Raw genomic sequence first — 24,058 nt, forward strand, 5'->3', positions numbered from 1 at the left:
GGCCTACAGCGATGCGCCATGCGGATCTTTGCCTCAGCGCAGCGGCCGCCCGCCGTCGACGCCGTGGGTGCGGCCGGTCACGTAACGGCTCTCCAGCAGGTAGCTCACCAGATTGACCACTTCGCTCTCGCCCGGCGCGACCTTCATCAGCGATTTCGCCAGCGCTTGTTGGCGGTAGGTTTCATCGTCGCCCGGATTGAAGATGATCAGCGCCGGCGCGATGGCGTTGACCTTCACCTCCGGCGCCAGCTTGCGGGCGAACGATCGGGTCATATTGTCCAGCGCGGCCTTGCTGGCGGCGTAGGCGATATGTTTGTCGCTGCCTTTTTCCACCACGTAGTCGGTCAGATGGATAATGTCAGCGCCCGCCTGGCCCTGGCCGGTCAGGCAAGATTCGAGCAGTTGGTTGAGCAAATAGGGCGTATAGACGTGAATTTGCAGCATCGCCGCCATCACTTGCTCCGGCGGCACTTCCGCCGACTCGGCCTGCCAGGCGCTGGCGTTGTGGATCACCGCGCGCAATTTGGGCGCCACCTGCCGCACCTGGTCGGCGAAACGGTAGATACCTTCGTGCGTGGAAAAATCGCCTTGAATGCAACTGGCGCCCAAGGCTTTCAACTCGGTCATCGCCGGATATTCGCTGCGATAGGCGATGATGACCGGAACGCCGCGCTGGAGAAACGCTCTGGCGAGCGCCAGCCCGATGCGCCGCGCGCCGCCGGTAATCAGCACCGGGGCAGAGTTGGGGTGTTCCATTGATTAAAGCTCCTGGACAGACTGGCAAACAATAGGGGAATTATGCCATCATACGGCGGAAAGTCGTTAAAGCTTCGCATGATTATCCATTTCTGGATGTAAGATCCCCAATGCGTTTCAGGTTGCCGCCCGGCGGCGGCTTGAAAGACCACGGGTTAACACTGGCCATGAGAGGAATGAGGGGATGAACAGCAATCACCTTGCATCCATCGCGCGCAGTGAGAAAATCTGTTTCGACTATATGGATTTTCTGTCCGCATCGTGCAGGAAGCACTGGCGCTTTGTTGATGCTATTTATGGTGTGATGCCGATCTTCGGCATGGTGTTGAAATCGCGCGTGACCACGTCACAAACGCGCAAAGAGCAGTTGAAAGAGCTGGCGCTGCAAGTGGTGTCGACACAGGTCAGCGATGAAACCAATATCGTGCGCCTGATTGACCTGGCGCAGCAGCAGGGCCTGACGGTGTTTGATATTCAGTTGCCCTATGCGCTGGAAGCACAACAGCTGGCGGCCATTCAAAAAGAGTGCGAGGAAGGCATTGCGATCGCCCTGGTGGGTGAGCGCATGACCATCACCATTCCCCCTAAAAGCTGACCGGGTGTACCGACCCGGCCGCCCGTTCATGGTTAGGCAATTGACTTACCGCGATGGCCTAACCATGAACGTGATGTCTCACGCCGCATGACGGCCGGTGTCTAGAGCTGGGTCCCGGCATTCGGGCCGGAGCGCAGGGTATAAATACTGTCTATATGAATTAACACCGCGTACTTCGGCGGCTTCATCCCATTTTTTTCCGCAAACGTCAACGCATCGTCAAACGGCTTGCCCGCCAGAAACAGTTCGGGCGTGCCAACGAAGCGGTAACCGTCCAGCGCCTCGCGATCGATGATCACCACGGCCATTTTCGAGCCGGCCTTGATGTTTTTCAGCGTTTGGCCACCGGTATTTTCGTTGTAAATCAGCGTACGGTCATCATAGAGGCGCAAAGAGCGCTTGGGGCCGATATCGGGAACGCCGTTCGGGCTGCTGGTCGCCTGCACAGGCAGCTGTTTAGCCAGCATCTTCTTCATCTCGTCATTCAATTCATTCATTACAGATGACCCTCAGATTGGTGTGTCACTTTTAATGCAAGGTAGCGGAAGCGTTGGCTGCCGGCGCGCAGACGCTGGTTTCCGGCAGCCGGTGTTCGCGCAGCAAGTGCAGAGTTTCAATCCTGAAACGCAGCAGGTGCCGTTCGGCGATCTGCTGCATCTGTTCGCACAGCGACGTATCGTCCAACAGTTGCTCGATAGCGACTCGGGCCTGATGAACATGCAGCTCGACGCCGCGAAGAGGCTTCTGCCGCAGGCGCAGATGGGTAATGTTGTTGAACGTGACGATCAGCGCGGCAAGGGCAGACTCGAAAATATTCAGCGCTTCAAATCTGGCGGTATATTCCGCATTCAGCCAGGGCTTCTCGGCGATGATCGCCTGAGCCCCCTCCAGCGCCTGTTGATAGCGCGCCATCGCCAGGCGATCGCGCCGCTGATTGAATGCCGTGTTGCCCTCAGCGATCCGTGCTTCCCAAGCGGCAAACAAGGGTAATGCGTGCAGCAGTTTCTCAGCCATGAAATGCCTTCCATTTTCAGCCTGTCTTCATCCGCCGCCTGACGCCTCTCGCCAGGGGCACTCGCGTCTTACTATTGACCAATAAATGATAATGATAATTAATTGCATTTGAGATCGCAAGCGTGGCGCATGGCTGACTGTACAAAGGGGGGAAACGCGGTAGCAGGGGAAAAAGAGGAAGCAAAATGCGGCTGACGGGCAGCCGCATTGACGGGGCACTTTAGTGCAGCATAAACCAGCCGGCGGGCAGCGTGGCCACCAGCAGCAGTAAGATGCTGCCTTTTTCCAGGCGATTGAGCAGATTGATATCCTGATGGCCGCGGCGGGCGTACATGAACACCAACAGGCCCGGCGCATACAGCAGCACCGACATCAGCAGGTGCATCAGCCCGGAAGCGTACAGCAGCCATAAACCATAGACGCAGGCGCCGGTGGCGGCGAAGATCAGGCGTTTGTCGCGGCGGCGGTAAGCCACCTTGAACAGAAACGCGCCGACCAGGAAGTAAGGCACCAGGATCATCTCTGACGCGATGGTCAACAGCGAGTTGTAGTTGCTGCCGGTCAGCCAAATCAGCACCAGCGCCAGTTGCACCGCGATGTTGGTCAGCCACAGCGAAGAGGACGGGGCGTGATGGCGGTTCTGCTTGCCGAACACGCGCGGAAACGCGCCGTGCTGCGCGGCCAGCAGCGGCACTTCCGCCGCCATGATGGTCCAGCTCAGGTAGGCGCCGCACACGGAAACGATCAGGCCGGCGGCAATGAGCACGTCTCCCCACGGGCCGATCAGTTCTACCATCAGCACCGCCATCGACGGATTGCGCATCTCTGCCAGTTCGCTGCGCGGCACCACGCCCAGCGACAGCAAGGTGACCATCAGATACACCGCCAGCGCCGACAGCACCGCCAGCATAGTGGCGCGGCCCACGTCTTTCTTATTGCGGGCGCGGGCGGAAACCACCACCGCGCCCTCCACGCCGATAAACACCCACAGGGTGATCAGCATGGTGTCCTTGACCTGTTCCCATACCGGCTTGCCGAGGGCGATCCCCTGGAAGTCCAGCGTGAACACGTCCATTTTAAAGGCGATCGCCGCCAGAACGGCGAACATCCCCAGCGGCAGCAGCTTGGCGAGAGTGGCCGCAAGATTGATGCTGGCGGCGGTTTGCACGCCGCGCAGCACCAGCGCGTGCACGATCCACAGCAGGGCGGATTCGGCGATCAGCGCCTGCCAGGTATTGCCGTCACCGAGAATAACGTTGCCGCCGCGATCGGTGAAAATGCTCAATGCCGCGAACACGATCACCAGATACGAGACGTTGGCGATTACGGCGCACAGCCAGTAACCCCAGGCAGAGCAGAAGCCCATCAGCTCGCCGAATCCCTCTTTGGCGTAGGTGAAGATGCCGCCGTCCAGATCCGGGCGCAGACGCGTAAGCAACAGCATGGCAAACGCCAAAAACAGAATGCCGACGCCGGTGATCCCCCAACCCAGCAGCAGCGCGGCGGGGCTGGCGACCTGCGCCATGTTTTGCGGCAGACTGAACACGCCGGCGCCCAGCATCGAGCTGAGCACCAAAGCGGTTAGCGCGGTAAGACCGAGTTTTTTTTCCAATGACGGATCCTGAACGCAGAATAAACAACTGGAAGGGAACTGCTTGGCGGCAACAATGTGTTAACAACCATTGCGCTAATAGACAATAGCCCTAAAAATTGGCGCAAATTCTACGGAGGGATGATTAGAGATGCAATGATTGAATATGCGGAATTTACAAAAAACTATTCAACGAGCGGCGAAAAGAGCGGCAATAAAAACGGGCAGCTCAAGGGCTGCCCGATGGTAAACCGAAAAGCGGGTTTTATTTGAACAGATCGGCGCTGACGGTCAGGTTGCCGCCGCTCTTGTTCTGCCACTGGCGAGTGACGTGGTAGTACTTGGCGCCTTTCTCGGCCGCGCGTTTCGCCACTTCGGTGGAGACATCGGTCATGCTGTTGAAGTGGCCGGTGAAGGTGACGGAATCGAACGGCACCATCTGCGCGGCGGTGACGTTGTTCACTTCCTGAATTTTGGTGCCGTTAGGCAGCGTGACGGTATAGCGTTGGCCGGTAGAGGACTGGGTTTCGAAGAAACGGCCCACTTCGCGGCTTGGTGAACCGGAAGACGCGACGCCAGGAATTTCGACTTTCGCGGCTGCGGCGCCGCCGGCGGCCAGCGCAGCGCGGCCGGCGTCAGAATCGGCTGGGATGGCGTCCGGGCTCTGCACGCGGCGTTTCGGCGCATCGGCCTTATAGATGTAGGCGGTGACGAACTGGTTGCCGCCGGAGTTGGCGTCAACCTGGCGCACGATGAAGAATGAGGCGGCGCCTTTTTTCTGCGCTTCTTTGGAGATGGCGTCGTTAATGTCCGGCTGGCTGCGGTAGAAACCGCTGACGCTCACGGTATCGTAAGGCTCCAGCAGGTAGGCTTCCTCTTTAGGCAGTTCATTCACGCCGTTAAATACGCGGTATTTTGGTGTTTTGCTCACTTCTGGCGCATCTTTATGATAAAGGTCTGCGGTGACGCGCCAGTTGCCGCCGTTGTTGCTGTTGTTGCTGTCCTGGATATAGAAGGAATCGGCACCCAGTTTGTCTGCACGGCGGGATACGGCGTCGACGGCTTCATTGATCGCATTGAAGCGGCCGGTAATCGTGATGCGATCAAACGGCTTCAGCGCCGCTGCTTTCTCAGGAGTTAACTCTTGCGCCGCATGAGCGGACAGCGCGGTGAGTGATAACAAGGCTGACGCGATGATCGTGGTCTTCAGCTTCATAAAAAATCCTTTCGCCTAGCGCATTAACGTTTATAACGTACTGAACTGTTTAAGTGTAATTCAGCCGTCGATTATTACATGTAATTCTGAAAACTGTCTCAGCATTTTATGTTATCCCGTGCGACAAATCCTTGACGGTGACGCGGGTCGCACGGATGGCGCCGCCGCCATAAGTTTCCATAATAAAGGCTTTGGTGTCATTAGTGTTAATTATTCACAAAATGATAACTTTTATGCTTGTCCGCCCCGCATGGCGATAAATCGTTACGCCGGGCGCAAACCTCTAATCATGCAGAATGTGCTGTTCTGTATGCATTTTTTCACTGTAAATTGCGATTTGTCATATCGCGCCCGGCGTTTTTATGTAAAAACAGGGCTGAATGCGTAAGCAATTATGGATCATCGACCTTATTTTCAGTAGGTTATAGTTGGCGTCTGAAATCAGTGCGGGCAAGTTGACGCCTCGCTCGCCGATGGCGCCGTTCTATGGGCAGGAAAATAATAAACATCATCCAAGACAGGTGAGAAGGGAACATTATGCGTATTGGTGTACCAAGAGAGCGGTTGGCCAATGAAGCCCGGGTCGCAGCCACGCCGAAAACGGTGGAACAACTGCTGAAGCTGGGTTTTACCGTCGCGATTGAACGCGAGGCGGGCAAACTGGCCAGTTTTGAGGACGTCGCCTATGAAGCCGCCGGCGCGGCGCTGGTCGACGAAAGCGAAGTGTGGCAGTCGGATCTGATCCTGAAAGTCAACGCGCCGCAAGACGACGAGATCGCCTTGATGCGTGAAGGCAGCACGCTGGTCAGCTTTATCTGGCCGGCGCAAAACCCCGAATTGATGGCCAAGCTGGCGGCGCGCAACGTCACCGTGCTGGCGATGGACTCGGTGCCGCGCATCTCGCGCGCCCAGTCGATGGACGCGCTGAGCTCGATGGCCAACATCGCCGGCTACCGCGCGATCGTCGAAGCGGCGCATGAGTTCGGCCGTTTCTTCACCGGCCAGATCACCGCCGCCGGCAAAGTGCCGCCGGCCAAGGTGATGATCATCGGCGCCGGCGTGGCCGGCCTGGCGGCGATCGGCGCCGCGGGCAGCCTCGGCGCCATCGTGCGCGCCTTCGACACCCGCCCGGAAGTGAAAGAGCAGGTGCAGAGCATGGGGGCGGAGTTCCTCGAGCTGGATTTTGAAGAGGAAGCGGGCAGCGGCGACGGCTACGCCAAAGTGATGTCCGAAGCCTTTATCAAGGCCGAGATGGCGCTGTTCGCCGCGCAGGCGGCGGAGGTTGACATCATCGTCACCACCGCGCTGATCCCGGGTAAACCGGCGCCGAAGCTGATCACCAAAGAGATGGTGGCGTCGATGAAGCCGGGCAGCGTGATCGTCGATTTGGCGGCGCAAACCGGCGGCAACTGCGAACTGACCGTGGCCGACACCATTACCGTGACCGACAACGGCGTGAAAATCATCGGCTATACCGATCTGCCGAGCCGCTTGCCGACCCAATCTTCGCAGCTGTACGGCACCAACCTGGTCAACCTGCTGAAGCTGCTGTCGAAAGAGAAAAACGGTGAGATTGACATCGATTTCGACGATACGGTGATCCGCGGCGTTACCGTGGTGCGCAGCGGTGAAATCACCTGGCCGGCGCCGCCGATCCAGGTCTCGGCCCAGCCGAAAGCGGCGCCCGCCGCCGCACCGGCCGCCAAACCCGAAGCCAAACCGACCTCGCCGTGGCTGAAGTATGGCCTGATGGCCCTGGCGATCCTGCTGTTCGGCTGGCTGGCGGACGCGGCGCCGAAAGAGTTCCTGTCGCACTTTACCGTGTTCGCGCTGGCCTGCGTGGTCGGTTACTACGTGGTCTGGAACGTCAGCCACGCGCTGCATACCCCGCTGATGTCGGTTACCAACGCGATCTCAGGGATTATCGTGGTCGGTGCGCTGCTGCAAATTGGCCACGGCGGCTGGGTGAGTTTCCTCTCCTTTATCGCCGTGCTGATCGCCAGCATCAATATTTTCGGTGGGTTCACCGTCACTCAGCGCATGCTGAAGATGTTCCGCAAGAACTAAGGGGTAACAAATGTCTGGAGGATTGGTTACAGCTGCATACATTGTTGCCGCTATTTTGTTTATTTTCAGCCTGGCGGGCCTGTCGCGTCATGAAACGTCGAAGCAGGGCAACCTGTTCGGCGTCGCCGGCATGGCGATCGCGCTGATCGCCACCATCTTGGGGCCGGATTCCGGCAACGTCGGCTGGATCATCATCGCCATGATCATCGGCGGCTCGATCGGCGTCTATCTGGCCAAGAAGGTCGAGATGACCGAAATGCCGGAGCTGGTGGCGGTGCTGCACAGTTTCGTTGGCCTGGCGGCGGTGCTGGTCGGCTTCAACAGCTACCTGGATCACGGCGCGCCGATGGAGCCGGTGATGGCGAATATCCATCTGACCGAAGTGTTCCTCGGCATCTTTATCGGCGCCGTGACCTTCACCGGGTCGATCGTCGCTTTCGGCAAGCTGCGCGGCATCATTTCTTCCAAACCGCTGATGCTGCCGAATCGCCACAAGCTGAACCTGGCGGCGTTGGTGATCTCGTTCCTGTTGCTGGTGGCGTTCGTGCGCACCGACAGCGTGGGCTGGCAGGTGATAGCGCTGCTGCTGATGACGGCGATCGCGCTGGCGTTCGGCTGGCATCTGGTCGCCTCGATCGGCGGCGCCGACATGCCGGTGGTGGTGTCGATGCTCAACTCTTACTCGGGGTGGGCGGCGGCGGCTGCGGGCTTCATGCTGAGCAACGATCTGCTGATCGTCACCGGCGCGCTGGTGGGCTCTTCGGGGGCTATACTGTCTTACATCATGTGCAAGGCGATGAACCGTTCGTTTATCAGCGTGATCGCCGGCGGTTTCGGCAGTGACGGTTCATCCACCGGCGAAGCCGAAGAGATGGGCGAATACCGTGAAACCACGGCGGAAGAAGTGGCCGAGCAACTGAAGAACTCCACCTCGGTGATCATCACCCCGGGCTACGGCATGGCGGTGGCGCAGGCGCAGTATCCGGTGGCGGAAATCACCGAAAAACTGCGGGCGCGCGGCGTGAAGGTGCGTTTCGGCATTCACCCGGTCGCGGGGCGCTTGCCGGGCCACATGAACGTGCTGCTGGCGGAAGCGAAGGTGCCGTACGACGTGGTGCTGGAGATGGATGAAATCAACGACGATTTCCCGGATACCGATACCGTGCTGGTAATTGGCGCCAACGACACGGTGAACCCGGCGGCGCTGGAAGATCCGCGCAGCCCGATCGCCGGCATGCCGGTATTGGAAGTGTGGAAAGCGCAGAACGTGATCGCGTTCAAACGCTCGATGAACACCGGCTACGCCGGCGTGCAGAACCCGCTGTTCTTCAAGGAGAACACCCAGATGCTGTTCGGCGATGCCAAAGACAGCGTGGAAGCGATTCTGCGGGCGCTGCAGAAGTAGAATTGGGCAACCAAAGAAAAACGGGCCGCTTTTCAGCGGCCCGTTTCTTTATGAGCGAAGCCTAATCTTCGTCGTCGTGTTCGTCGTCTTCATCCGCTTCGATCGGGCAGTTGAAGTTTTCCGGTTTAATCACCAGCAGGTCGCATTTCAGATGATCGATCACATGTTCCGCGGTATTGCCGATAAAGGCGGCTGAAATGCCTGTGCGGCCCAGGGTGCCCAGCACCACCACGCCGGCCTGCAGATGTTCGGCCAGATCGGGGATGACCTCTTCCGGCAGGCCTTTTTCCACGTGGGTGAACTCTTCCTTAATGCAGAATTTCTGCCGCAGCGCCTTCATGGCGATCAGATGCTGGCCGCGAATGGCGTCGTTGTAGACACTCGGGTCGAAGTCGGGCAATTCGATGGCGATGTTGATCGGGGTAACGGGATAGGCGCCGACCAGGTGAACCTCGGTCTGATTGACGTTTTGCGCCAGTTCGACGGTTTCTTGCACCAGTTTGATATTGAGCGGGTCGTGATAGGGTTCTTCGCTGGCCAGATTGACCGCCACCAGCGCCTTGCCGCCTTCCGGCCAGGGCTGGTCTTTCACCATCCACACCGGGCAAGGGCATTTGCGCAGCAGGTGCCAGTCGGTGGGGGTAAAGATCACCGACTCCAACCGGTCGTGCTGGTGCGCCATTTTCAGCAGCAGGTCATGTTGACCGGACAGCACTTCCTGAATGATGGCTTCGAAGGGGCGGTTATGCCAGACCACTTTGATTTCGATCGGCACGCCGTCGTTGAGATAAAAGCGGCACTGCTCGTTGATCCAGGCGGCGCGTTGGCTGATCACACCTTGCCGCATCGCCGTTCTTTCATCCGGGGAGAGCAGGGTCGTCATTTCGTAAGAGAAGTCATAGATGGGCAGGAAGGCCTTGATGCGCCCGCCGTTCCGTTTTACCAGGTACACGGCGCGGCGCAATGCCGGCTGATCGTCCTGATTGGGGTCAATAGCCACCAGAAGATTCTGATACTTCGCCATAGGGCCTCCTTACAGCTGAAATCAACAGTCTGTTAATTTACAGAGTAACCCAACATTGAAAAACAGAACAACAACGGAAGCGTGCCGGATCAACAATTTCGGTGAAATGTTGATCCGGCGGGGGGATCAGGCGTTGACGGTCACGTTGATGCGCGGCGTACCGGCCAGCACCGACAGCGCGTCGGCGTTTTCGATGGTGATGTATTTGCCTTTCACGCTGAGAATTTCGCTTTTCTGGAAGCGGCCCAGCAGGCGGCTGATGGTTTCCACCGTCAGGCCGAGGTAGTTGCCGATGTCGCCGCGGGTCATGGTCAACCGGAACTCACGCGGCGAGAAGCCGCGCTCCGCAAAGCGGCGCGACAGGTTGTAAACGAACGCCGCCAGGCGCTCTTCGGCGTTTTTCTTCGACAGCAGCAGGATCATGTCCTGGTCGCCTTTGATCTCGCCGCTCATCAACCGCATGATTTGCTGACGCAGGTTCGGCATTTTGCCGGACAGATCGTCGAGGGTCTCGAACGGGATCTCGCACACCATCGAGGTTTCCAGCGCCTGAGCGAAGCTCGGGTGCTTCAGGCCGCCGATGGCGTCGAAGCCTACCAGGTCGCCCGCCAGGTGGAAGCCGGTGATCTGCTCATCACCTTGCTCGGTGATGGTGTAGCTTTTGATGGTCCCGGAACGGATCGCGTACAGCGATTTCAGCTCGTCGCCGGCCTTGAACAAGGTCTGGCCTTTCTGGATGGGCTTCTTCCTCTCGATAATGTTGTCGAGCTGATCCAGCTCGTGAGCATTGAGGGTGAAAGGAATGCACAGCTGGCTGATGCTGCAGTCCTGGCAATGGATCGCACAACCACCAGACTGGATACGACGAATCACGCGTTTTTCCGGGATCATAGATTACGCTCATTCAATAATTGATATGAGTCAATTTTAACATCTTTTGCTGCAGCTGATAAGGGTGGCATTAGCATGAATAGGGGTATTGTGTGCGAATTTTGCGCACACATGCCGCCGATTGTTCTGTATCGGACTGAAGTTATGAGTATTATTTGTGACTTATGCGTTTTATTCACACAAGTTATTAATAGTGCCCTGCGGGCACGAGCGCGGCGTTGGGCACTGTGCTTTATTAAGCAGCGCCAAACAATGGCGCTGGATAAGCCGATCGCAGCGGCTACAGCAAACTTTTCGGCAGGTAGCCTTCATGCTGCAGCAGCCACTGCTTGCGCTGTACGCCGCCGGCATAGCCGGTCAGCGCGCCCTGCGAACCGATCACTCGATGGCAGGGCACCACGATGCTGATCGGATTTGAACCGTTGGCCATGCCGACGGCGCGCGAGGCGGTCGGACGACCGATGCGTTGCGCCAGCTGGCCGTAGGTCAGGATCTCGCCACAGGGGATTTGGCGCAGCTGTTGCCAGACGGTGCGCTGGAACTCGGTGCCGGCGGTCATCACCGGCAACCGATCGATAATGCTCAGTTCCCCGGCGAAATAGCGCTGCATGGCGTCGGTTAGCCCGCTGGGATCGCGCTGTTCGCGCAGGGTGAACCGCTCGGCGCGGTAGTGGGTGTTCAGCAGCTTCATCAGGCGCGCTTCGTGATCGGTCCAGTCGATCGCCCGCAGGCGCCCCTGTTCATCGGCAATCAGCACCAGTTCTCCCACCGGCGTGGCGGTACGATCAATCAAAAAAGTCTGCATCTGGCTCACTCCTCAGTTTAGTGTGGCGATTATCGCATGAACTGGGAGGGAGCGATGGCGGATTTCGGACATGCTGATGGGCAACCGCAGGGTTGCCCGAATAGCCGGCTTACGGTAAGGCGGGGAGTTATTGTGCGATAAATTTATAAAACAAATTTATAAGTCATCAAGACAAGTTGTGTCTTGTTTATTATTTCAGCAGGCAGTAACGCTTTGTGCTTACTTATAGCTGATAGTCACGCGCTTTAAATGGGGATCGTTATTCACCAACTCACTGCTGACGGCAGAAACTAATTCTTTTGGCATCTCTTTTAACGAAGAGGATATATACCCGTTCTGATATTCCGTCACTTTACCGAAGCAGCTGGAGATAAGCTTTTCATCCTGATGTTTGACGGTGCAGGCCGGCGTGGTAATGGCGCCGGTGAAGCGCACGACGCCGGAGGCGACCTGGCTGCCGGAAAGCGGTTTTGCTTGCAGAGCGAAGGGCAGAATGACCAATGCGCTTAATACGGCCAAGTAATGGTTCATATGCTGTTCCTTTCAGAGTAAAAACACTGCCAATTAAAAAACAAGTGCGCTTGTTTTCATCAAATAAGCTATTTCGCTTGGAGAAATAAAAACGAATGGGCAAAAATCCTACTGCCCGCATTCAATGAATTTGATAATAGGGAGGTAGGATGAGTAAAACCATGATTTGGATCATAGTGAAGGCCGGTTAATGATTTCAGGCGCAGGCGGGATAACAGGCTGTGATCGTTCTCTCAGGAAAGTCGGACAAGGGCGGGCCGTTTTCGTCCCCGTTGCGCGGCGGCAGCAACGGGGGCGAGAGCGGGATTACAGCATGCCGCTGCTGCCGCAGATGCGGATCTTTTCCGCCACCACTTCTTTCATCGCCAGCTTGCCGGGGACGATGTATTTACGCGGATCGTTGGCATCCGGGTGCTGTGAAAAGTAGCTTTTTACCGCATCGGCGAAGGCGATTTTCAATTCGGTGGCGACGTTGACCTTGCAAACGCCGAGCGAGATCGCGCGCTTGACCATCGCTTCCGGAATGCCGGAGGCGCCGTGCAGCACCAGGGGGACGTCCACCTGTTCGCGGATCAGCGCCAGGCGCTCAAAATCCAGCTTGGGTTCGCCGTGGTACAGGCCGTGGGCGGAACCGATCGCCACCGCCAGTGAATCGATGCCGGTGGCGGCGACAAACTCGCGTGCCGCCACCGGGTCGGTATAGAAGCTGTCCGCCGTATCGACGATCAGATCGTCCTCTTGCCCGCCCAGGCGGCCCAGTTCGGCCTCCACGCTGGCGCCGTAGCGATGGCACAGGGCCACTGCGGCGGCCACCTTGGCGATATTCTGCTCGAACGGCAAATGGGAACCGTCGATCATTACCGAGCGGATGCCGCTTTTCACCTTGTGCTCGATGTCGTCCAGCGCTTCATGATGATCCAGATGCAGCGCCAGCGGCAGATCGTAGCGGTGCGCGGCCGCCTGACAGATACCGATCAGGTAGTCGGTGCCGGCATAGCTGAAGGTGCCGGGCGTGCCGGCCATGATCACCGGCGAGCGCAACTCGGCGGCGGTCTCCGCCACCACCTGCACGGTTTCCAGATTGTGGACGTTAAACGCCGGAACGGCGTAACCCTGGCGCTGCGCCTTGAGCAGCATGTCTCGGTTGGCTATCAGATACATGGGATCTCCTTACAGCTCGGGGGAAGGAAAACGGTAAATCGTCACGCCTTTCACCACCCGGTTAACCTCGCCGGTCGGGCAAGGGTTGTCCGGGGTCAGCCCCAGCGCCAGCGAACTCTCGAAGGCCAGCATTTGGCTGAACAGCAGATACGGGAACAGCAGCCAGATATCGTCAGCGGCATCGTGCATATGCAGCAGGGCATCGGCGAGAGGTTGGCGTTCGCCGGTCAATCCGACCAGCTGCATTGCCAGTCCGTCGCGCTGCAGTTCGTTCCACAGGTCGCGGTCATACTGACGGGCGTAGTCGTGGTGGGAGAACATCAGCACCACCAATGTCTGGCCGTCGACCATAAATTTCGGGCCATGGCGCAGGCCAAGCGGCGAGTCGTAGCGCGTAACGATGCGGCCGGCGGTCAGCTCCAGCATCTTGAGCGAAGCCTCTTCGGCGAGGCCGGTAAAGCAGCTGCCGCCGAGGGTGATATAGCGGCGGAAACCGCTGGCGGCCAGCGCCTTCACCTGCGGCTGCAGCGTTTCGCGCAGTGTGCGGCAGCGCTGCACCATGGCGTTCAACGGCACCTGGGCGGCCTCAAGCGACGTTGGGCCGAGCAGCAGCGCGGCGCTCAGCATCATGCAGCTGAAGCTGGAGGTCATGGCGAAGCTCTGATCGTTGGCGCCCTGCGGCATTACCAGCGAGCAGACGTTGCCACGCTGATGCGCGTACTGCGCCAGCCGGCTGTCCGGGTTGCACACCAGCATCAGATGATAGCTTTCCGGCAGCAATTGATCGGCCAGCTCCACTGTCGCCACGCTTTCCGGGCTGTTGCCCGAACGGGCGAAGGAAACCAGCAGCGTCGGCCGGTCAGGGTCGAGATACTGCAGCGGGTTGGCGACAATATCGGTGGTGCCGTAAGCCACCACGTCGCGGCCGGTGCGTTCGCGCAGCCAGGGGGCCAGGGCGCGGCCGGCAAATGCCGAACTGCCGGCGCCGCACAAGACGATTTGCAGGCGCGGATTGGCCAGCAGCGGCGCCAGGAACGGCTGCCATTGCGCCTGTTGATCCTGCAGTTGGCGATGCAGCGTCGCCCACAAATCCGGCTGTTGCCAAATTTCTGCGGCGGTATGCCAGGCGTTGCGCTGCTTCAGCCAATTCGTCTCGTAAGAGAAATACGCGTTCATGATGACAGCTCCTTAAAAAGCCTCGGTTAACGGTCGGCGATAATCACGTCGATCCCTAAATGGTGCAGCGCCTGCAGATAATGTTCAGGAATGCGGCTGTCGGTGACCAGGCGGTGGATCTGGCCGATGTCGCGGATCATGCAAAAGCTGGTGCGGCCGAATTTGCTGGCGTCGGCGATGGCGATCACTTCGCGCGCCACCTCGCACATCACCCGGTTCAGCTGCGCTTCGCCCGGATCCGGCGTGGTGATGCCGCTCGCGAGATCGAAGCCGTCGACGCCGAGAAAAAGCTTGTCGAACCGATACTGGCGCAGTTGTTGTTCGGCGGCGGGGCCGTACAGCGACCAGGCTTTGCGGCGCACGCTGCCGCCGACCACCATCAGGTCGATCTGCTCGTTGTTGGCCAGTTCGAAAGCGATGTTGAGCGCGTTGGTCATCACCACCAGATCCTTTTTCCCCGCCAGCTGCGGCGCCATTTGGCTGGTGGTGGAGCCGGAGTCGAGGATGACGGCGTCGCCGTCTTCAATCAGCGCCGCCGCCGCGCAGGCGATGGCGTGTTTTACGTCGCGATTGATGCGGCCCTTGTCCTGCAGCGGGCGGTCGAAGGCGAACTGTTTGTTCAACATGGCGCCGCCGTAGGCGCGCACCGCACAGCCGTGTTGTTCCAGCTGACGCAGATCGCTGCGGATGGTGACGCTGGACACCGAAAACTGCTGGCTGAGCTGCTCCACACGCACCGAGCCCTCGCGGCACAGCTGGTCGATAATTAATTCCCGGCGTTTTGCGGTATTGATCATTAATGCAGACTCCTGATTTACCTGTAGCCGTGCCCGACCGCGGCTTAATAAGCCGCAGCGATACCGACCGGAGCGCTTTCAGTTGTTCGTGGCGAATTACAGCAAACGAAACACTGAAATGCAATCGATTAATTTTAAAATATCTATATCTATCAGTTGGTTATATTTGATTTTGCTTTCGGTTGAGCGGCAACCGAAAGCGGTGTTAACGCAAAGTGAAAACGGCAAATTCGTTATTTTTCAGTCGCCAATTCCCTGCGCTTATTCATTCAGCCCATCGATGCCGAAAGCCGCAGCGATCGCTCGACAACCGCCGGGCTTTCACTGTTTTTTTTTATGCCGGCGCGCTTAAAAGCGCTGCGCCGCGCACGCCGCTGCTGTCACCGTGCACCGGCGGGAACACCGCCGCCGGCTCCATGCCAGGCAGCAGCCAGCGCCGCATCGCCGGCGGCAACAGCCGGTACAGCTCGCCGACGTTGGACAGCCCGCCGCCCAGCACGAAAGCATCGACGTCCAACAGCAGCTGTAAGCCGGCCAGCGCGCAGGCCAGGATGTCGACGTACATGGTCATCAGCCGTTGTGCGAGCGCATCACCGGCACGATAGCAGGCGACCAGCGCCGGCACGTCGGCGGCCGGATGGGAGAAATGGCGGCTCAGCGCCAGCAGCCCGCTGCCGGAGACGTAGCGTTCAAAGCAGCCGGTCAGCCCGCAGTTGCAGCTGAACAGCGGCAGATCGTAACGCTGCGCCAGCTGGGCAGATATCGGCATATGGCCCCATTCGCCCGCCACGCCGCTGCGCCCCTTGTGCAGTTGCCGGTTCACCACCAGGCCGCCGCCGGCTCCGGTGCCGATGATGGCGCCGAACACCAGCGGCAGGTGCGCGGTTTGCGGCGTGCTGGCTTCCGACAGCGCGAAGCAGCGGCAGTCGTTCTCGATGGCGATAGGTCGCGCCAGCGCCTGCGTCAGGTCATCCGCCAGGCAATGGCCGGTCAGGCAGGGCACGTTGACCGCTAACTGGCGGCGGCTGACGGGATCGGTGATCCCCGGTAAACCGATGCCGATGCTGCCGCGCGTGTGCAGTTCGCGATCCGCCTGCTCGGCCAGCCCGGCGATGCAGGCCACGAACTCGCCGTAATCGCCGGTTGGGGTGCGCACCCGCTGGAGCAGCACCTGATTGAACCGGCGATCGTAAGCGGCCATTTCAATTTTGGTGCCGCCGATGTCGAAGCCGTAACGCATCTGTCTCATCGCCATGCTTTAGGCTCCGCTCAGGGCGATCACCGCCGCCTCGCGGCGCGCGCGTTCGGCGGCGAACACCATCAGATGGCTCTCCAGCGCTTCCGCCGGGCCGGCCAGCACCTGGCTCGGATCGTTGGCGCGAATAGCCGCGATAAAGTGCTGCATCAGGTAGTAGTCGCCGCCGCCGTGGCCGGCCATGGCGTGCAGATCCTGGCCGGCGTCGGTGTCGTAATGCGTTTCACCGTCGTCGAGGAACGAGGTGATGCGAATATGGCGGCCGTCGCCCTCCAGGCAGCCGCGGCTGCCAAAGATGCGGGTGTGCCGATCTTCGTGGCGGGTAAAGGCCGTCATGGTGAACGACGCGGTGCGGCCGCCGGCGAACTGCATATTGACCACCTGATGGTCGACCACGTTATTGTCGCAGCGGTAGACGCAGCGGCCGTAAGGCCCGTCGCGCAGCGCCGCCCGCAGCGTCGTCTGGTCGGGCTCTGGCGTCAGCACCCGCAGAAAACCGGGCGTGGCCTTGTGATTGTCGCCCAGATAGATGCGTTTGGCGGAATAGGGGCAGTTTGCCTCTACCGCGCAATCCAGGCAGTTGTCCGCCGCGCCGGCCGGTTGGTTTTCCTGGCGGAAGTGGCGCAGGTTGCCGAAGGAGCTGACCTGTTCGCAGGGCTGCTCCATCACGTAGCGGATCCAGTCGATGTCGTGGCAGGATTTCTGCAGCAGCATAAAGGCGGCCTGCCGATCGTTGCGCCAGTTGCCGCGCACGAAGGAGTGCGCCTGATGCCAGTAGCCGACCGGTTCCAAATGTTGCAGGCTGATGATGTCGCCGATCGCGCCGTCGCGCAGCAACTGTTTGAGCTTTTGGGTATAGCGGGTGTAACGCAGCACGTGGCCGACCGAGAAGATCAGCTTTTGGCGCGTCACCTCGGCGACGATGGCGCGGCACTCGTCGGCGTCCGGCGACAGCGGTTTTTCCAGCAACATGGCGTAGCCCTGGCGGGCGAAGGCCAGCGCCGGTTCGAGGTGCATCCGATCCTGGGTGCAGATCAGCACCGCGTCGGCCAGCTTGCCGGCGTCGGCGGCCAGGCGCCAGTCGGTGAAGACGTTTTCCGGCGCGATGGCATGCTGCGCCACGAACGGCTCGCGGTAGGCGTCGCGCGGTTCCGCTACCGCCACCACCTGCATCAAATCGGGATGCGCCAGCGCATAGCGCGAGTAGATTTCACCGCGCGCCCCGGCGCCGACCACCAGCACCCGCACCGGGCGATGGGCAAAGCTGTTGGGTTGTGTTGACGACATTGCTGGATACTCCGCTGTTGTTATTTGAGGTTTTGGCCGCTGAGCTCGTCGAACAAATGCGCGCGCGTCAGATCGAATGCCAGATGAATGTTTTCGCCGAGGCGCGGCTCCCAATCCGGCAGCGACGCCATGCGCAGCACGAAGCGCAAATCGGCCAGTTCGCAGTGCAGCAGCTCTTCGTTGCCCATGCGCTCGATAGTGACGATCTGCGCCGGGAAACAGTTGGCGCTGCCGGGCGCGCACAGCCGCAAGGACTCCGGCCGGATGCCGAGACACACCCGCGCATGCGGGTAGTCCGCCAATTGCCGTTGCAGCGCAGGCGGCAGATCGAGCTGGTGCTGCAGGCCGATACGCAGCCGCACCGTTTGGCCGTCGCGCACGATCGCCAGATCGTGCAAATTCATCGACGGGCTGCCGATAAACTCGGCGACGAAACGGTTGGCGGGGTGGTGGTACAGGTTGATCGGTTTATCCACCTGCATGATGGCGCCGCGGTTCATCACGCAAATGCGATCGCCCATGGTCATCGCCTCGACCTGATCGTGGGTGACGTACACCATGGTGGCAGCGGCGCCTTCCTGCTTCAGCTGATTGTGCAGTTCGATCAGTTGCACGCGCATCGACACCCGCAGCTTGGCGTCGAGGTTGGACAGCGGCTCGTCAAACAGAAACACCTTGGGTTTACGCACGATGGCGCGGCCGACCGCCACCCGCTGACACTGGCCGCCAGAGAGCTGGCCCGGCTTGCGCTGCAGCAGGTTGGTGATCTCCAGCTTTTCCGCCGCGTCGCGCACCCGGCGGTCGATCTCGGCCTTGCTCTCTTTGCCGATCAGGCCGAACGCCATGTTCTTGTACACCGTCATGTGCGGGTACAACGCATAGTTCTGGAACACCATGGCGACGCCGCGATCCTTCGGCATGCTGTCGTTGACGCAGCGATCGTGGATCAGGATCTGCCCCTCGCTGACGCTCTCCAGCCCGGCGATCATCCGCAGCAGGGTGGATTTGGCGCAGCCGGACGGGCCGACGAACACCATAAATTCCCCATCCTCAATGTCCAGATCGACGCCGTGCAGCGCGTGGAAACCGTTGGGGTACACTTTTTTAACGCTGTTTAACTGAATTCCGGCCATGTCGTTTACCTTGTCTGCGCGTTAGCCTTTCACCCCGGCGCTGGCGATGCCCTGGATGAAATAGCGTTGGAAAATAATGAACAGCATCAGCATCGGGATCACCGCCATCAGCGCCCCGGCCATCAGCAACGGGTATTCCACCCCGGCGCGGCTGGAGAGCGAGGCCAGCCCAACCGGCAGCGTCAGCTTCTCGGTGGTGGTATTGACGATCAGCGGCCACATCAGGTTGTTCCAGCTCCACAGGCCGTTGATGATGACGCAGGCGATAATGCCGGGCCGGATCAGCGGCAGCATGATGCGCCAGAAGATGGCGAAGTAGCTGTAACCGTCGATCAACGCCGCTTCCTCCATCTCCTTCGGCACCGCCAGGAAAAACTGGCGCAGCAGAAAGGTGGCGTAAACGCTGAAAATGCCCGGCAGCACCAGCCCGGTGATGCTGTTGACCAGCCCCAGCTTCTGCACCACCAGGAATTGCGGGATCAGAAACGCCTGTCCGGGCACCATCAGGATCGACACGCACACCAGAAACACCGCGTCGCGGCCGCGAAAATGCAGGCGCGAGAAGCCATAGGCGGCCAGGGTGGCGATCGCCATCTGCAGGGTGACGGTGAAGAAGGTCGCCAGCAGCGAGTTGAGATAAAAACCGGCGAACGGGATTTCGTGCATCACCCGGCCGTAGGCCTGCAGGCTGGGATGCGCTGGCAGCAGCGTCAGCGGGATCTGAATGCTCTCGGCCTGGGTTTTCAGCGAGGTCACCAGCATCCAGATAAAAGGCACCACCGAGGCCAGCGCCGCCAGCCCCATAAACAGGTACACCAGCGTTTTTTTGCTTGCGTTCATGTGCAGCTCCTCAGCTGACTTTCAGGCGCTTGCCGATCGCCATTTGAATCAGGGTGATCACCAGCGTGACGGCGAACAGCACCACGGTGATGGCGGAGGCGTAACCTTTTTCCTGCAGGTAAAACGCGTACTTGTAGAACAGGTTGGTGACGGTCATCACGTCGTTCTCCACCAGTGCGCGGTCGAACATCAGGAACACCACGTCAAAGATTTGCAGGATCTCGATAAAGCTCATCACCGACACGAAGAACAGCGTCGGCACCATCATCGGCAGCGTGATGCAGAAGAAGCGCCGCAGGGTGGGGATGCCGTCGATATCCGCCGCTTCGTACAGCTGGCGCGGAATGCTCTGCAGCCCGGCCAGCAAAATGATGATCTTCAGCGCCAGCGACGACCAGATGATGATGATGGACACGCTGATGCGCACCACGTCCGGATCGGACAGCCAGGCGACCGGCGCAATGTGCAGCAGGCCCAACGCCTGATTGATCAGGCCGAAATCCTTGTTGAACAGCCATTGCCACACCATGGCCACCGCCGCGGGCATGGTGACCGCCGGCAGGAACAGCAGAGTGCGCAGCAGGCCTTTGCCGCGGATGTTCTGGTTGAGGCCAATCGCCAGCAGCAGCGACAGGCTCAGGCTGATCGGCACGCAGACCACCACGTAAAACAGAGTGTTGGCGGCGGCAGTGTAGAAGTCGTCGTCTTCAAACAGGTTGAGATAGTTATCGACGCTGATGCTGCTCCAGCGCATGAATTGGTTCAGATCGGTAAAGCTGTAGAAAATGTTCTGCAAAAAGGGGATCAGGTAAAACACCGTCACCCCCAACAGCAGCGGCAGGATCATCACCCAGCCCCAGAAGCGTTCGGCGCGTTCGAGCCGATTGAGCGCGGGGCGGGCGGTGCGCCGGGATGGTTTCAGGGTGACCGTAGCCGTTTCTGCCAGCGACATGTTGCCATTCCTCACCTATGACGTTCAGCGTGGGTCCACCGCGGCGCGCGCTCGGGGCAGCGCGCCGCGGCGGGGCGATTACTGCTCCATGACGCGCGCGATCTTCTTGACCGATTTGTCCATTTCCTGCTTAGCGTCCGCGCCCATAAAGATCTTTTTCAGGCTGGCGATCCACATGTTTTGCCACTTCGGCGTATTGGTGCCGGCGGTGGGGTAAGCCTGGGTCACTTCAAGGGTCTGGATATAAGGCGTGACGTCAACCTTTTGGATCTGCTGCGCCCAGACCTTGGCCGCCGTCTTGTTGGCCGGGATCACCACCTTGGCCAGCTCCGCCTGCGAGGCTTCGCTGCTCATGAAGGCGATATATTTCCAGGCGGCCTGCTTGTGGGCGCTTTTCGCCGACATGGCGAAGGCCAGACTGTGCGCCACGCCGGACTGGCGTTCAATTTTGGGCATCATCACCACGCCGATGTGGTCGTTGATCAGCGGGTTATTGGCGAACGGCGCCGCCAGCCAGGAGCCGGCATAGACCATCGCGGCGCGGTTGGACTGGAAGATGTTCTCGGTTTTGACTTCGCTCATCTGCTGGGCGCTCGGCATCAGGCCGTCTTTCATCATGCCCTGCAGTTGCTGATAGACCCAGATGGACTTGTCGTTGGCGATGTCGGTAGGCTGGCCATCCTTGGGCACGATGTGATTGCCGTTTTGGAACAGCAGGTTCATGTAGCTGTCCTGGCCGTCGATGCTGAGGTCCATCACCAGCGGGAAGGCGGCGCCTTTCAGCCCGTTTTTCAGCGCGGCGGCTTTGCTCTTCAGATCGTCCCAGCTCCAGTCGCTGGTGGGATAGCTGACGCCGGCCTGATCGAACAGTTTTTTGTTGTACCACACGGCGATGGAATCGACGTCGCGCGGGATGGCCATCTGTTGGCCGTCGTACTGATAGGCTTTCACCGAGCTGGCGACCACGTCGTCCAGTTTAAGGCCGCTGTCCTTAATATAGGGCGCCAACGGCTCCATAATGCCGTTTTTGGCGTACTGCACAAAATAAGGCATATTGATCCAGAATATATCTGGCGCTACGCCGCCGGCGGCGGCGGAATCTAATTTAACGAAATATTGCGCCGAGGGGGTTAATTCTATTTCTATTTTTATATCCGGATTAGCCTGTTCAAAGCGCTTGGCAATCTCCTGTTCGGCAGGTAATTGGTTTCTGTCCCAAACGGCATAGCGTAAAGTTATTTTGTCTGCGGCATGGAGCAGTGTGGGTAATAATAATGTGCTGGCAAGAATAGAATGCGCCAGTAGGCGGCCGGTATTTTTTATCGGTGACATTGCCTTCCCCTCGGTGAGCGACGAATAGCGTTTTTCGCAACGTAAATTCTTTCTATCCCTTAACTTTCAATGTGTCAATACACCCCCAAACGCCCAAAAATGGGGCGACAATGTTTCATTGTTGTTAAAATCGAAAGGCTTTTACGGCCAAGTGAAAGGGGTTTTTGTTTACATCTCATTAACCTTTTGGCGGGGTTTTTCCCCGGTGGCGCGGCATTTAGCGGCCTTCGCAGGCATAGGAATAACTGATAACCCTTGCACCATAATGGGGATTAAAAATATTTTTATTGTGCAAGCTTCAGCTTCTTTCATTTTTGTGATGCAAATAAACAAAAAAATCTTGCTGGGGCTGTCCGAGGAGGGCACTTGAACGTTTTTTATTGCCGGCTATTGTTTGTGGCGATAAAAGACGCTAGCCTGAATCTCACAACATTTATTCATCCAAAATAAAGAGGGCGAAATATCATGCGCCTGTCTCTGGTATTTACGCATTGCCTGGAAAAAGTATTTCATCGCCAAAATATGCCGCCCATTGCCGTGGAAAATCGGCTGAGCGGGTTAAATAACGAGGAGCTGTCCTGGCAGGCGGTGTACTGTTTGCAAACCCCGGGCAACGAGACTCGCCATGAGCTGTGTTATCAACTCGACGGGCCGCTGGCGGAGTATATCAGCGTGCGCCAGGTGCAATCGGTGCCGAGCGGTTTTCCCTGTTATCGCGAGACCGATGAGAATTACCTGACCACCGAGCCGGGCTTATTTCCCGATCCGCTGATGCCGCTGCCGCAACGGCGTTTTTTTGCCGCCTGCCGCTATTATGGCAGCCTGTGGTTGACCCTGACGCCGCCGGCCGACGCGCAACTGGCCGGCGACTTTCCGTTGACCCTGCGGCTGCTGGATGCCCAGAGCGGCGAGGCGCTGGCCGAGGCCACACTGACGCTGCATCTGGTGCCCGCGGCGTTGCCGCCGCAAACGCTGTTGCACACCGAATGGCTGCACACCGACTGCCTGGCGGATTACTACCGTTTGGCGGTGTTCAGCCCGGCGTACTGGCGCGCGGTGCGCAACTTTGTGCGCTGCGCGGTGCAGGCCGGCGTCAATATGCTGCTGACGCCGCTGTTCACGCCGCCGCTGGATACCGCCGTTGGCGGCGAACGCACCACGGTACAGTTGGTGAGGGTGACACATTCGGCGCACGGGTATGGCTTCGATTTCAGCCGTCTGGCGCAGTGGGTGGCGTTGGCGCAGGAAGAGGGCATCGAGCACTTCGAAATCGCGCCGCTGTTTACCCAATGGGGCGCGGCGCATGCGCCGAAGATCGTGGTGGAGGAGCAGGGCGAGACGCGAACGCAGTTCGGCTGGCACACCGATGCGCAGGGCGAAGCGTATCAGCGTTTCCTACAGGCGCTGCTGCCGGCGTTGACCGCTTGGTTCCGCGAACGGGGGCTGGAACGGCAGGTATGGTTCCATGTTTCCGATGAGCCGACGTTGGACAACCTGGCGGCCTACCGGCGCGCCAGCGCCGCGCTGCGCCCGCTGCTGGATGGCTTCCGCACCTTCGATGCGCTGTCGGATTTCGCGTTTTATCAGCAAGGCCTGGTGGAAACCCCGGTCGTTGCGACCGACCACCTCGAACCTTTTATCGAACACCAGGTCCCCGGCCTGTGGGCCTATTACTGCTGCGTGCAGAAGACTGAGGTCGCCAATCGCTTCTTCGCTCAGCCTTCGGCGCGCAACCGCATATTGGGCGTGCAGCTGTATCTGTACCGCATCGCCGGCTTTCTGCACTGGGGATTCAACTTCTATAACAGCGCCCATTCGCGTGAACGCATCAATCCGTACGCGGTGACCGACAGCGGCCATGCGTTTCCCTCCGGCGATCCGTTCGTGGTCTACCCCGGTGAGGATCTGCAGCCGGTGGAGTCGCTGCGCCTGCGGGTGCTGCACCAGGGGCTGCAAGACATGCGCGCGCTGCAGCTGCTGGAGAGTTTGACCGATCGGGCGACGGTGGAAGCGCTTATAGAAAGTGAGCTGGGCATGCGCATCACCTTCAAGCGTTATCCGCACCAGGCCGGTTCGCTGCTGCGCCTGCGCGACGCGGTAAACCGCCGCATCGAAGCGTTGCTGGCGCCGATGTGAAGGCAAGTGGGGGCGAAAATGCGTCTTTCGCTCCCAATTCGCCATTACTTTGCTATACCTGATAGTCGATGGATTCACTTTATTGTCATGTAAC

The 24,058-nt window shown here is 59.2% G+C and carries 23 protein-coding genes; 5 read left to right on the forward strand and 18 right to left on the reverse strand.

Features of this window, described 5'->3' with window-relative positions; genetic code table 11:
- Window positions 1–33: 33 nt before the first annotated feature.
- Window positions 34–756 (reverse strand): dihydromonapterin reductase, encoded by a 723-nt coding sequence (gene folM / locus AC2CGI_RS06370; protein WP_076741194.1) that lies wholly within the window; start codon window positions 754–756, stop codon window positions 34–36.
- A 184-nt stretch (window positions 757–940) separates the two neighbouring features.
- Here folM and AC2CGI_RS06375 point away from each other — a divergent pair, with 184 nt between their 5' ends.
- The gene (locus tag AC2CGI_RS06375; protein WP_004938301.1) at window positions 941–1,351 is read left to right on the forward strand and encodes a hypothetical protein; all 411 of its coding nucleotides are present in this window, start codon (window positions 941–943) and stop codon (window positions 1,349–1,351) included.
- Window positions 1,352–1,452: 101 nt separating this feature from the next.
- Here AC2CGI_RS06375 and AC2CGI_RS06380 read toward each other — a convergent pair whose 3' ends face one another.
- The 3 genes from AC2CGI_RS06380 to AC2CGI_RS06390 all read right to left on the reverse strand — a co-directional run bounded on the left by AC2CGI_RS06380 (window position 1,453) and on the right by AC2CGI_RS06390 (window position 3,977).
- Complete coding sequence (locus AC2CGI_RS06380) at window positions 1,453–1,848, reverse strand: pyridoxamine 5'-phosphate oxidase family protein (RefSeq protein ID WP_004938299.1); 396 nt, start codon at window positions 1,846–1,848, stop codon at window positions 1,453–1,455.
- Window positions 1,849–1,879: 31 nt separating this feature from the next.
- Window positions 1,880–2,365: a hypothetical protein gene (locus AC2CGI_RS06385; protein ID WP_015377985.1), complete on the reverse strand. Its 486-nt coding sequence runs from the start codon at window positions 2,363–2,365 to the stop codon at window positions 1,880–1,882.
- 220 nt (window positions 2,366–2,585) lie between these two features.
- Window positions 2,586–3,977, reverse strand: coding sequence for an amino acid permease (locus AC2CGI_RS06390; RefSeq protein ID WP_076741195.1), 1,392 nt, complete (start codon window positions 3,975–3,977; stop codon window positions 2,586–2,588).
- 57 nt (window positions 3,978–4,034) lie between these two features.
- On the opposite strand from AC2CGI_RS06390, the gene AC2CGI_RS06395 reads away from it, so the two are divergent.
- The gene (locus tag AC2CGI_RS06395) at window positions 4,035–4,229 is read left to right on the forward strand and encodes a hypothetical protein (RefSeq protein ID WP_127897184.1); all 195 of its coding nucleotides are present in this window, start codon (window positions 4,035–4,037) and stop codon (window positions 4,227–4,229) included.
- Here the strand turns inward: AC2CGI_RS06395 and ydgH are convergent.
- On the reverse strand, window positions 4,222–5,172 hold the full coding sequence (ydgH, locus tag AC2CGI_RS06400) for a DUF1471 family protein YdgH (protein ID WP_025302966.1): 951 nt from the start codon (window positions 5,170–5,172) through the stop codon (window positions 4,222–4,224). The two genes, AC2CGI_RS06395 and ydgH, sit on opposite strands and share 8 nt — an antisense overlap.
- Before the next feature lie 537 nt (window positions 5,173–5,709).
- Between ydgH and pntA the strand changes: the two genes are divergently transcribed.
- Both pntA and pntB read left to right on the forward strand, forming a co-directional pair.
- Window positions 5,710–7,239 (forward strand): Re/Si-specific NAD(P)(+) transhydrogenase subunit alpha, encoded by a 1,530-nt coding sequence (gene pntA, locus AC2CGI_RS06405; protein ID WP_076741196.1) that lies wholly within the window; start codon window positions 5,710–5,712, stop codon window positions 7,237–7,239.
- A 10-nt stretch (window positions 7,240–7,249) separates the two neighbouring features.
- Window positions 7,250–8,644, forward strand: coding sequence for a Re/Si-specific NAD(P)(+) transhydrogenase subunit beta (pntB, locus tag AC2CGI_RS06410; RefSeq protein ID WP_015377983.1), 1,395 nt, complete (start codon window positions 7,250–7,252; stop codon window positions 8,642–8,644).
- A gap of 61 nt (window positions 8,645–8,705) precedes the next feature.
- Here pntB and uspE read toward each other — a convergent pair whose 3' ends face one another.
- The 13 genes from uspE to AC2CGI_RS06475 all read right to left on the reverse strand — a co-directional run bounded on the left by uspE (window position 8,706) and on the right by AC2CGI_RS06475 (window position 21,828).
- Window positions 8,706–9,668 (reverse strand): universal stress protein UspE, encoded by a 963-nt coding sequence (uspE, locus tag AC2CGI_RS06415; RefSeq protein ID WP_004938281.1) that lies wholly within the window; start codon window positions 9,666–9,668, stop codon window positions 8,706–8,708.
- Between the two features lie 126 nt (window positions 9,669–9,794).
- The gene (fnr, locus tag AC2CGI_RS06420) at window positions 9,795–10,559 is read right to left on the reverse strand and encodes a fumarate/nitrate reduction transcriptional regulator Fnr (RefSeq protein WP_004938278.1); all 765 of its coding nucleotides are present in this window, start codon (window positions 10,557–10,559) and stop codon (window positions 9,795–9,797) included.
- Window positions 10,560–10,839: 280 nt separating this feature from the next.
- On the reverse strand, window positions 10,840–11,364 hold the full coding sequence (gene ogt / locus AC2CGI_RS06425; protein ID WP_044031154.1) for a methylated-DNA--[protein]-cysteine S-methyltransferase: 525 nt from the start codon (window positions 11,362–11,364) through the stop codon (window positions 10,840–10,842).
- Between the two features lie 219 nt (window positions 11,365–11,583).
- Window positions 11,584–11,895: a hypothetical protein gene (locus AC2CGI_RS06430; protein WP_015377982.1), complete on the reverse strand. Its 312-nt coding sequence runs from the start codon at window positions 11,893–11,895 to the stop codon at window positions 11,584–11,586.
- Between the two features lie 306 nt (window positions 11,896–12,201).
- A complete protein-coding gene (locus AC2CGI_RS06435) occupies window positions 12,202–13,056 on the reverse strand; it encodes a tagatose bisphosphate family class II aldolase (RefSeq protein ID WP_004938268.1) in 855 nt (284 codons plus the stop codon).
- A 9-nt stretch (window positions 13,057–13,065) separates the two neighbouring features.
- Window positions 13,066–14,232 (reverse strand): SIS domain-containing protein, encoded by a 1,167-nt coding sequence (locus tag AC2CGI_RS06440; protein WP_015377980.1) that lies wholly within the window; start codon window positions 14,230–14,232, stop codon window positions 13,066–13,068.
- A gap of 26 nt (window positions 14,233–14,258) precedes the next feature.
- On the reverse strand, window positions 14,259–15,029 hold the full coding sequence (gene agaR / locus AC2CGI_RS06445) for a transcriptional repressor AgaR (protein ID WP_015377979.1): 771 nt from the start codon (window positions 15,027–15,029) through the stop codon (window positions 14,259–14,261).
- Between the two features lie 334 nt (window positions 15,030–15,363).
- A complete protein-coding gene (locus AC2CGI_RS06450; protein WP_076741262.1) occupies window positions 15,364–16,269 on the reverse strand; it encodes an ROK family protein in 906 nt (301 codons plus the stop codon).
- 18 nt (window positions 16,270–16,287) lie between these two features.
- A complete protein-coding gene (locus AC2CGI_RS06455; RefSeq protein ID WP_049240894.1) occupies window positions 16,288–17,571 on the reverse strand; it encodes a Gfo/Idh/MocA family protein in 1,284 nt (427 codons plus the stop codon).
- Window positions 17,572–17,591: 20 nt separating this feature from the next.
- Window positions 17,592–18,704 (reverse strand): ABC transporter ATP-binding protein, encoded by a 1,113-nt coding sequence (locus tag AC2CGI_RS06460; protein WP_004938255.1) that lies wholly within the window; start codon window positions 18,702–18,704, stop codon window positions 17,592–17,594.
- Window positions 18,705–18,725: 21 nt separating this feature from the next.
- Window positions 18,726–19,544 carry a carbohydrate ABC transporter permease gene (locus AC2CGI_RS06465; RefSeq protein WP_004938251.1) on the reverse strand — a complete coding sequence of 273 codons (819 nt, stop codon included), beginning with the start codon at window positions 19,542–19,544 and terminating at the stop codon, window positions 18,726–18,728.
- A 10-nt stretch (window positions 19,545–19,554) separates the two neighbouring features.
- Window positions 19,555–20,496, reverse strand: a complete 942-nt coding sequence (locus AC2CGI_RS06470; protein WP_076741197.1) for a carbohydrate ABC transporter permease — start codon at window positions 20,494–20,496, stop codon at window positions 19,555–19,557.
- A 78-nt stretch (window positions 20,497–20,574) separates the two neighbouring features.
- Window positions 20,575–21,828, reverse strand: a complete 1,254-nt coding sequence (locus AC2CGI_RS06475; RefSeq protein WP_075684411.1) for an ABC transporter substrate-binding protein — start codon at window positions 21,826–21,828, stop codon at window positions 20,575–20,577.
- 465 nt (window positions 21,829–22,293) lie between these two features.
- Between AC2CGI_RS06475 and AC2CGI_RS06480 the strand changes: the two genes are divergently transcribed.
- On the forward strand, window positions 22,294–23,964 hold the full coding sequence (locus tag AC2CGI_RS06480) for a DUF4091 domain-containing protein (RefSeq protein ID WP_076741198.1): 1,671 nt from the start codon (window positions 22,294–22,296) through the stop codon (window positions 23,962–23,964).
- Window positions 23,965–24,058: the final 94 nt, after the last annotated feature.

This window comes from Serratia sp. LSHTC3 (assembly GCF_057197125.1).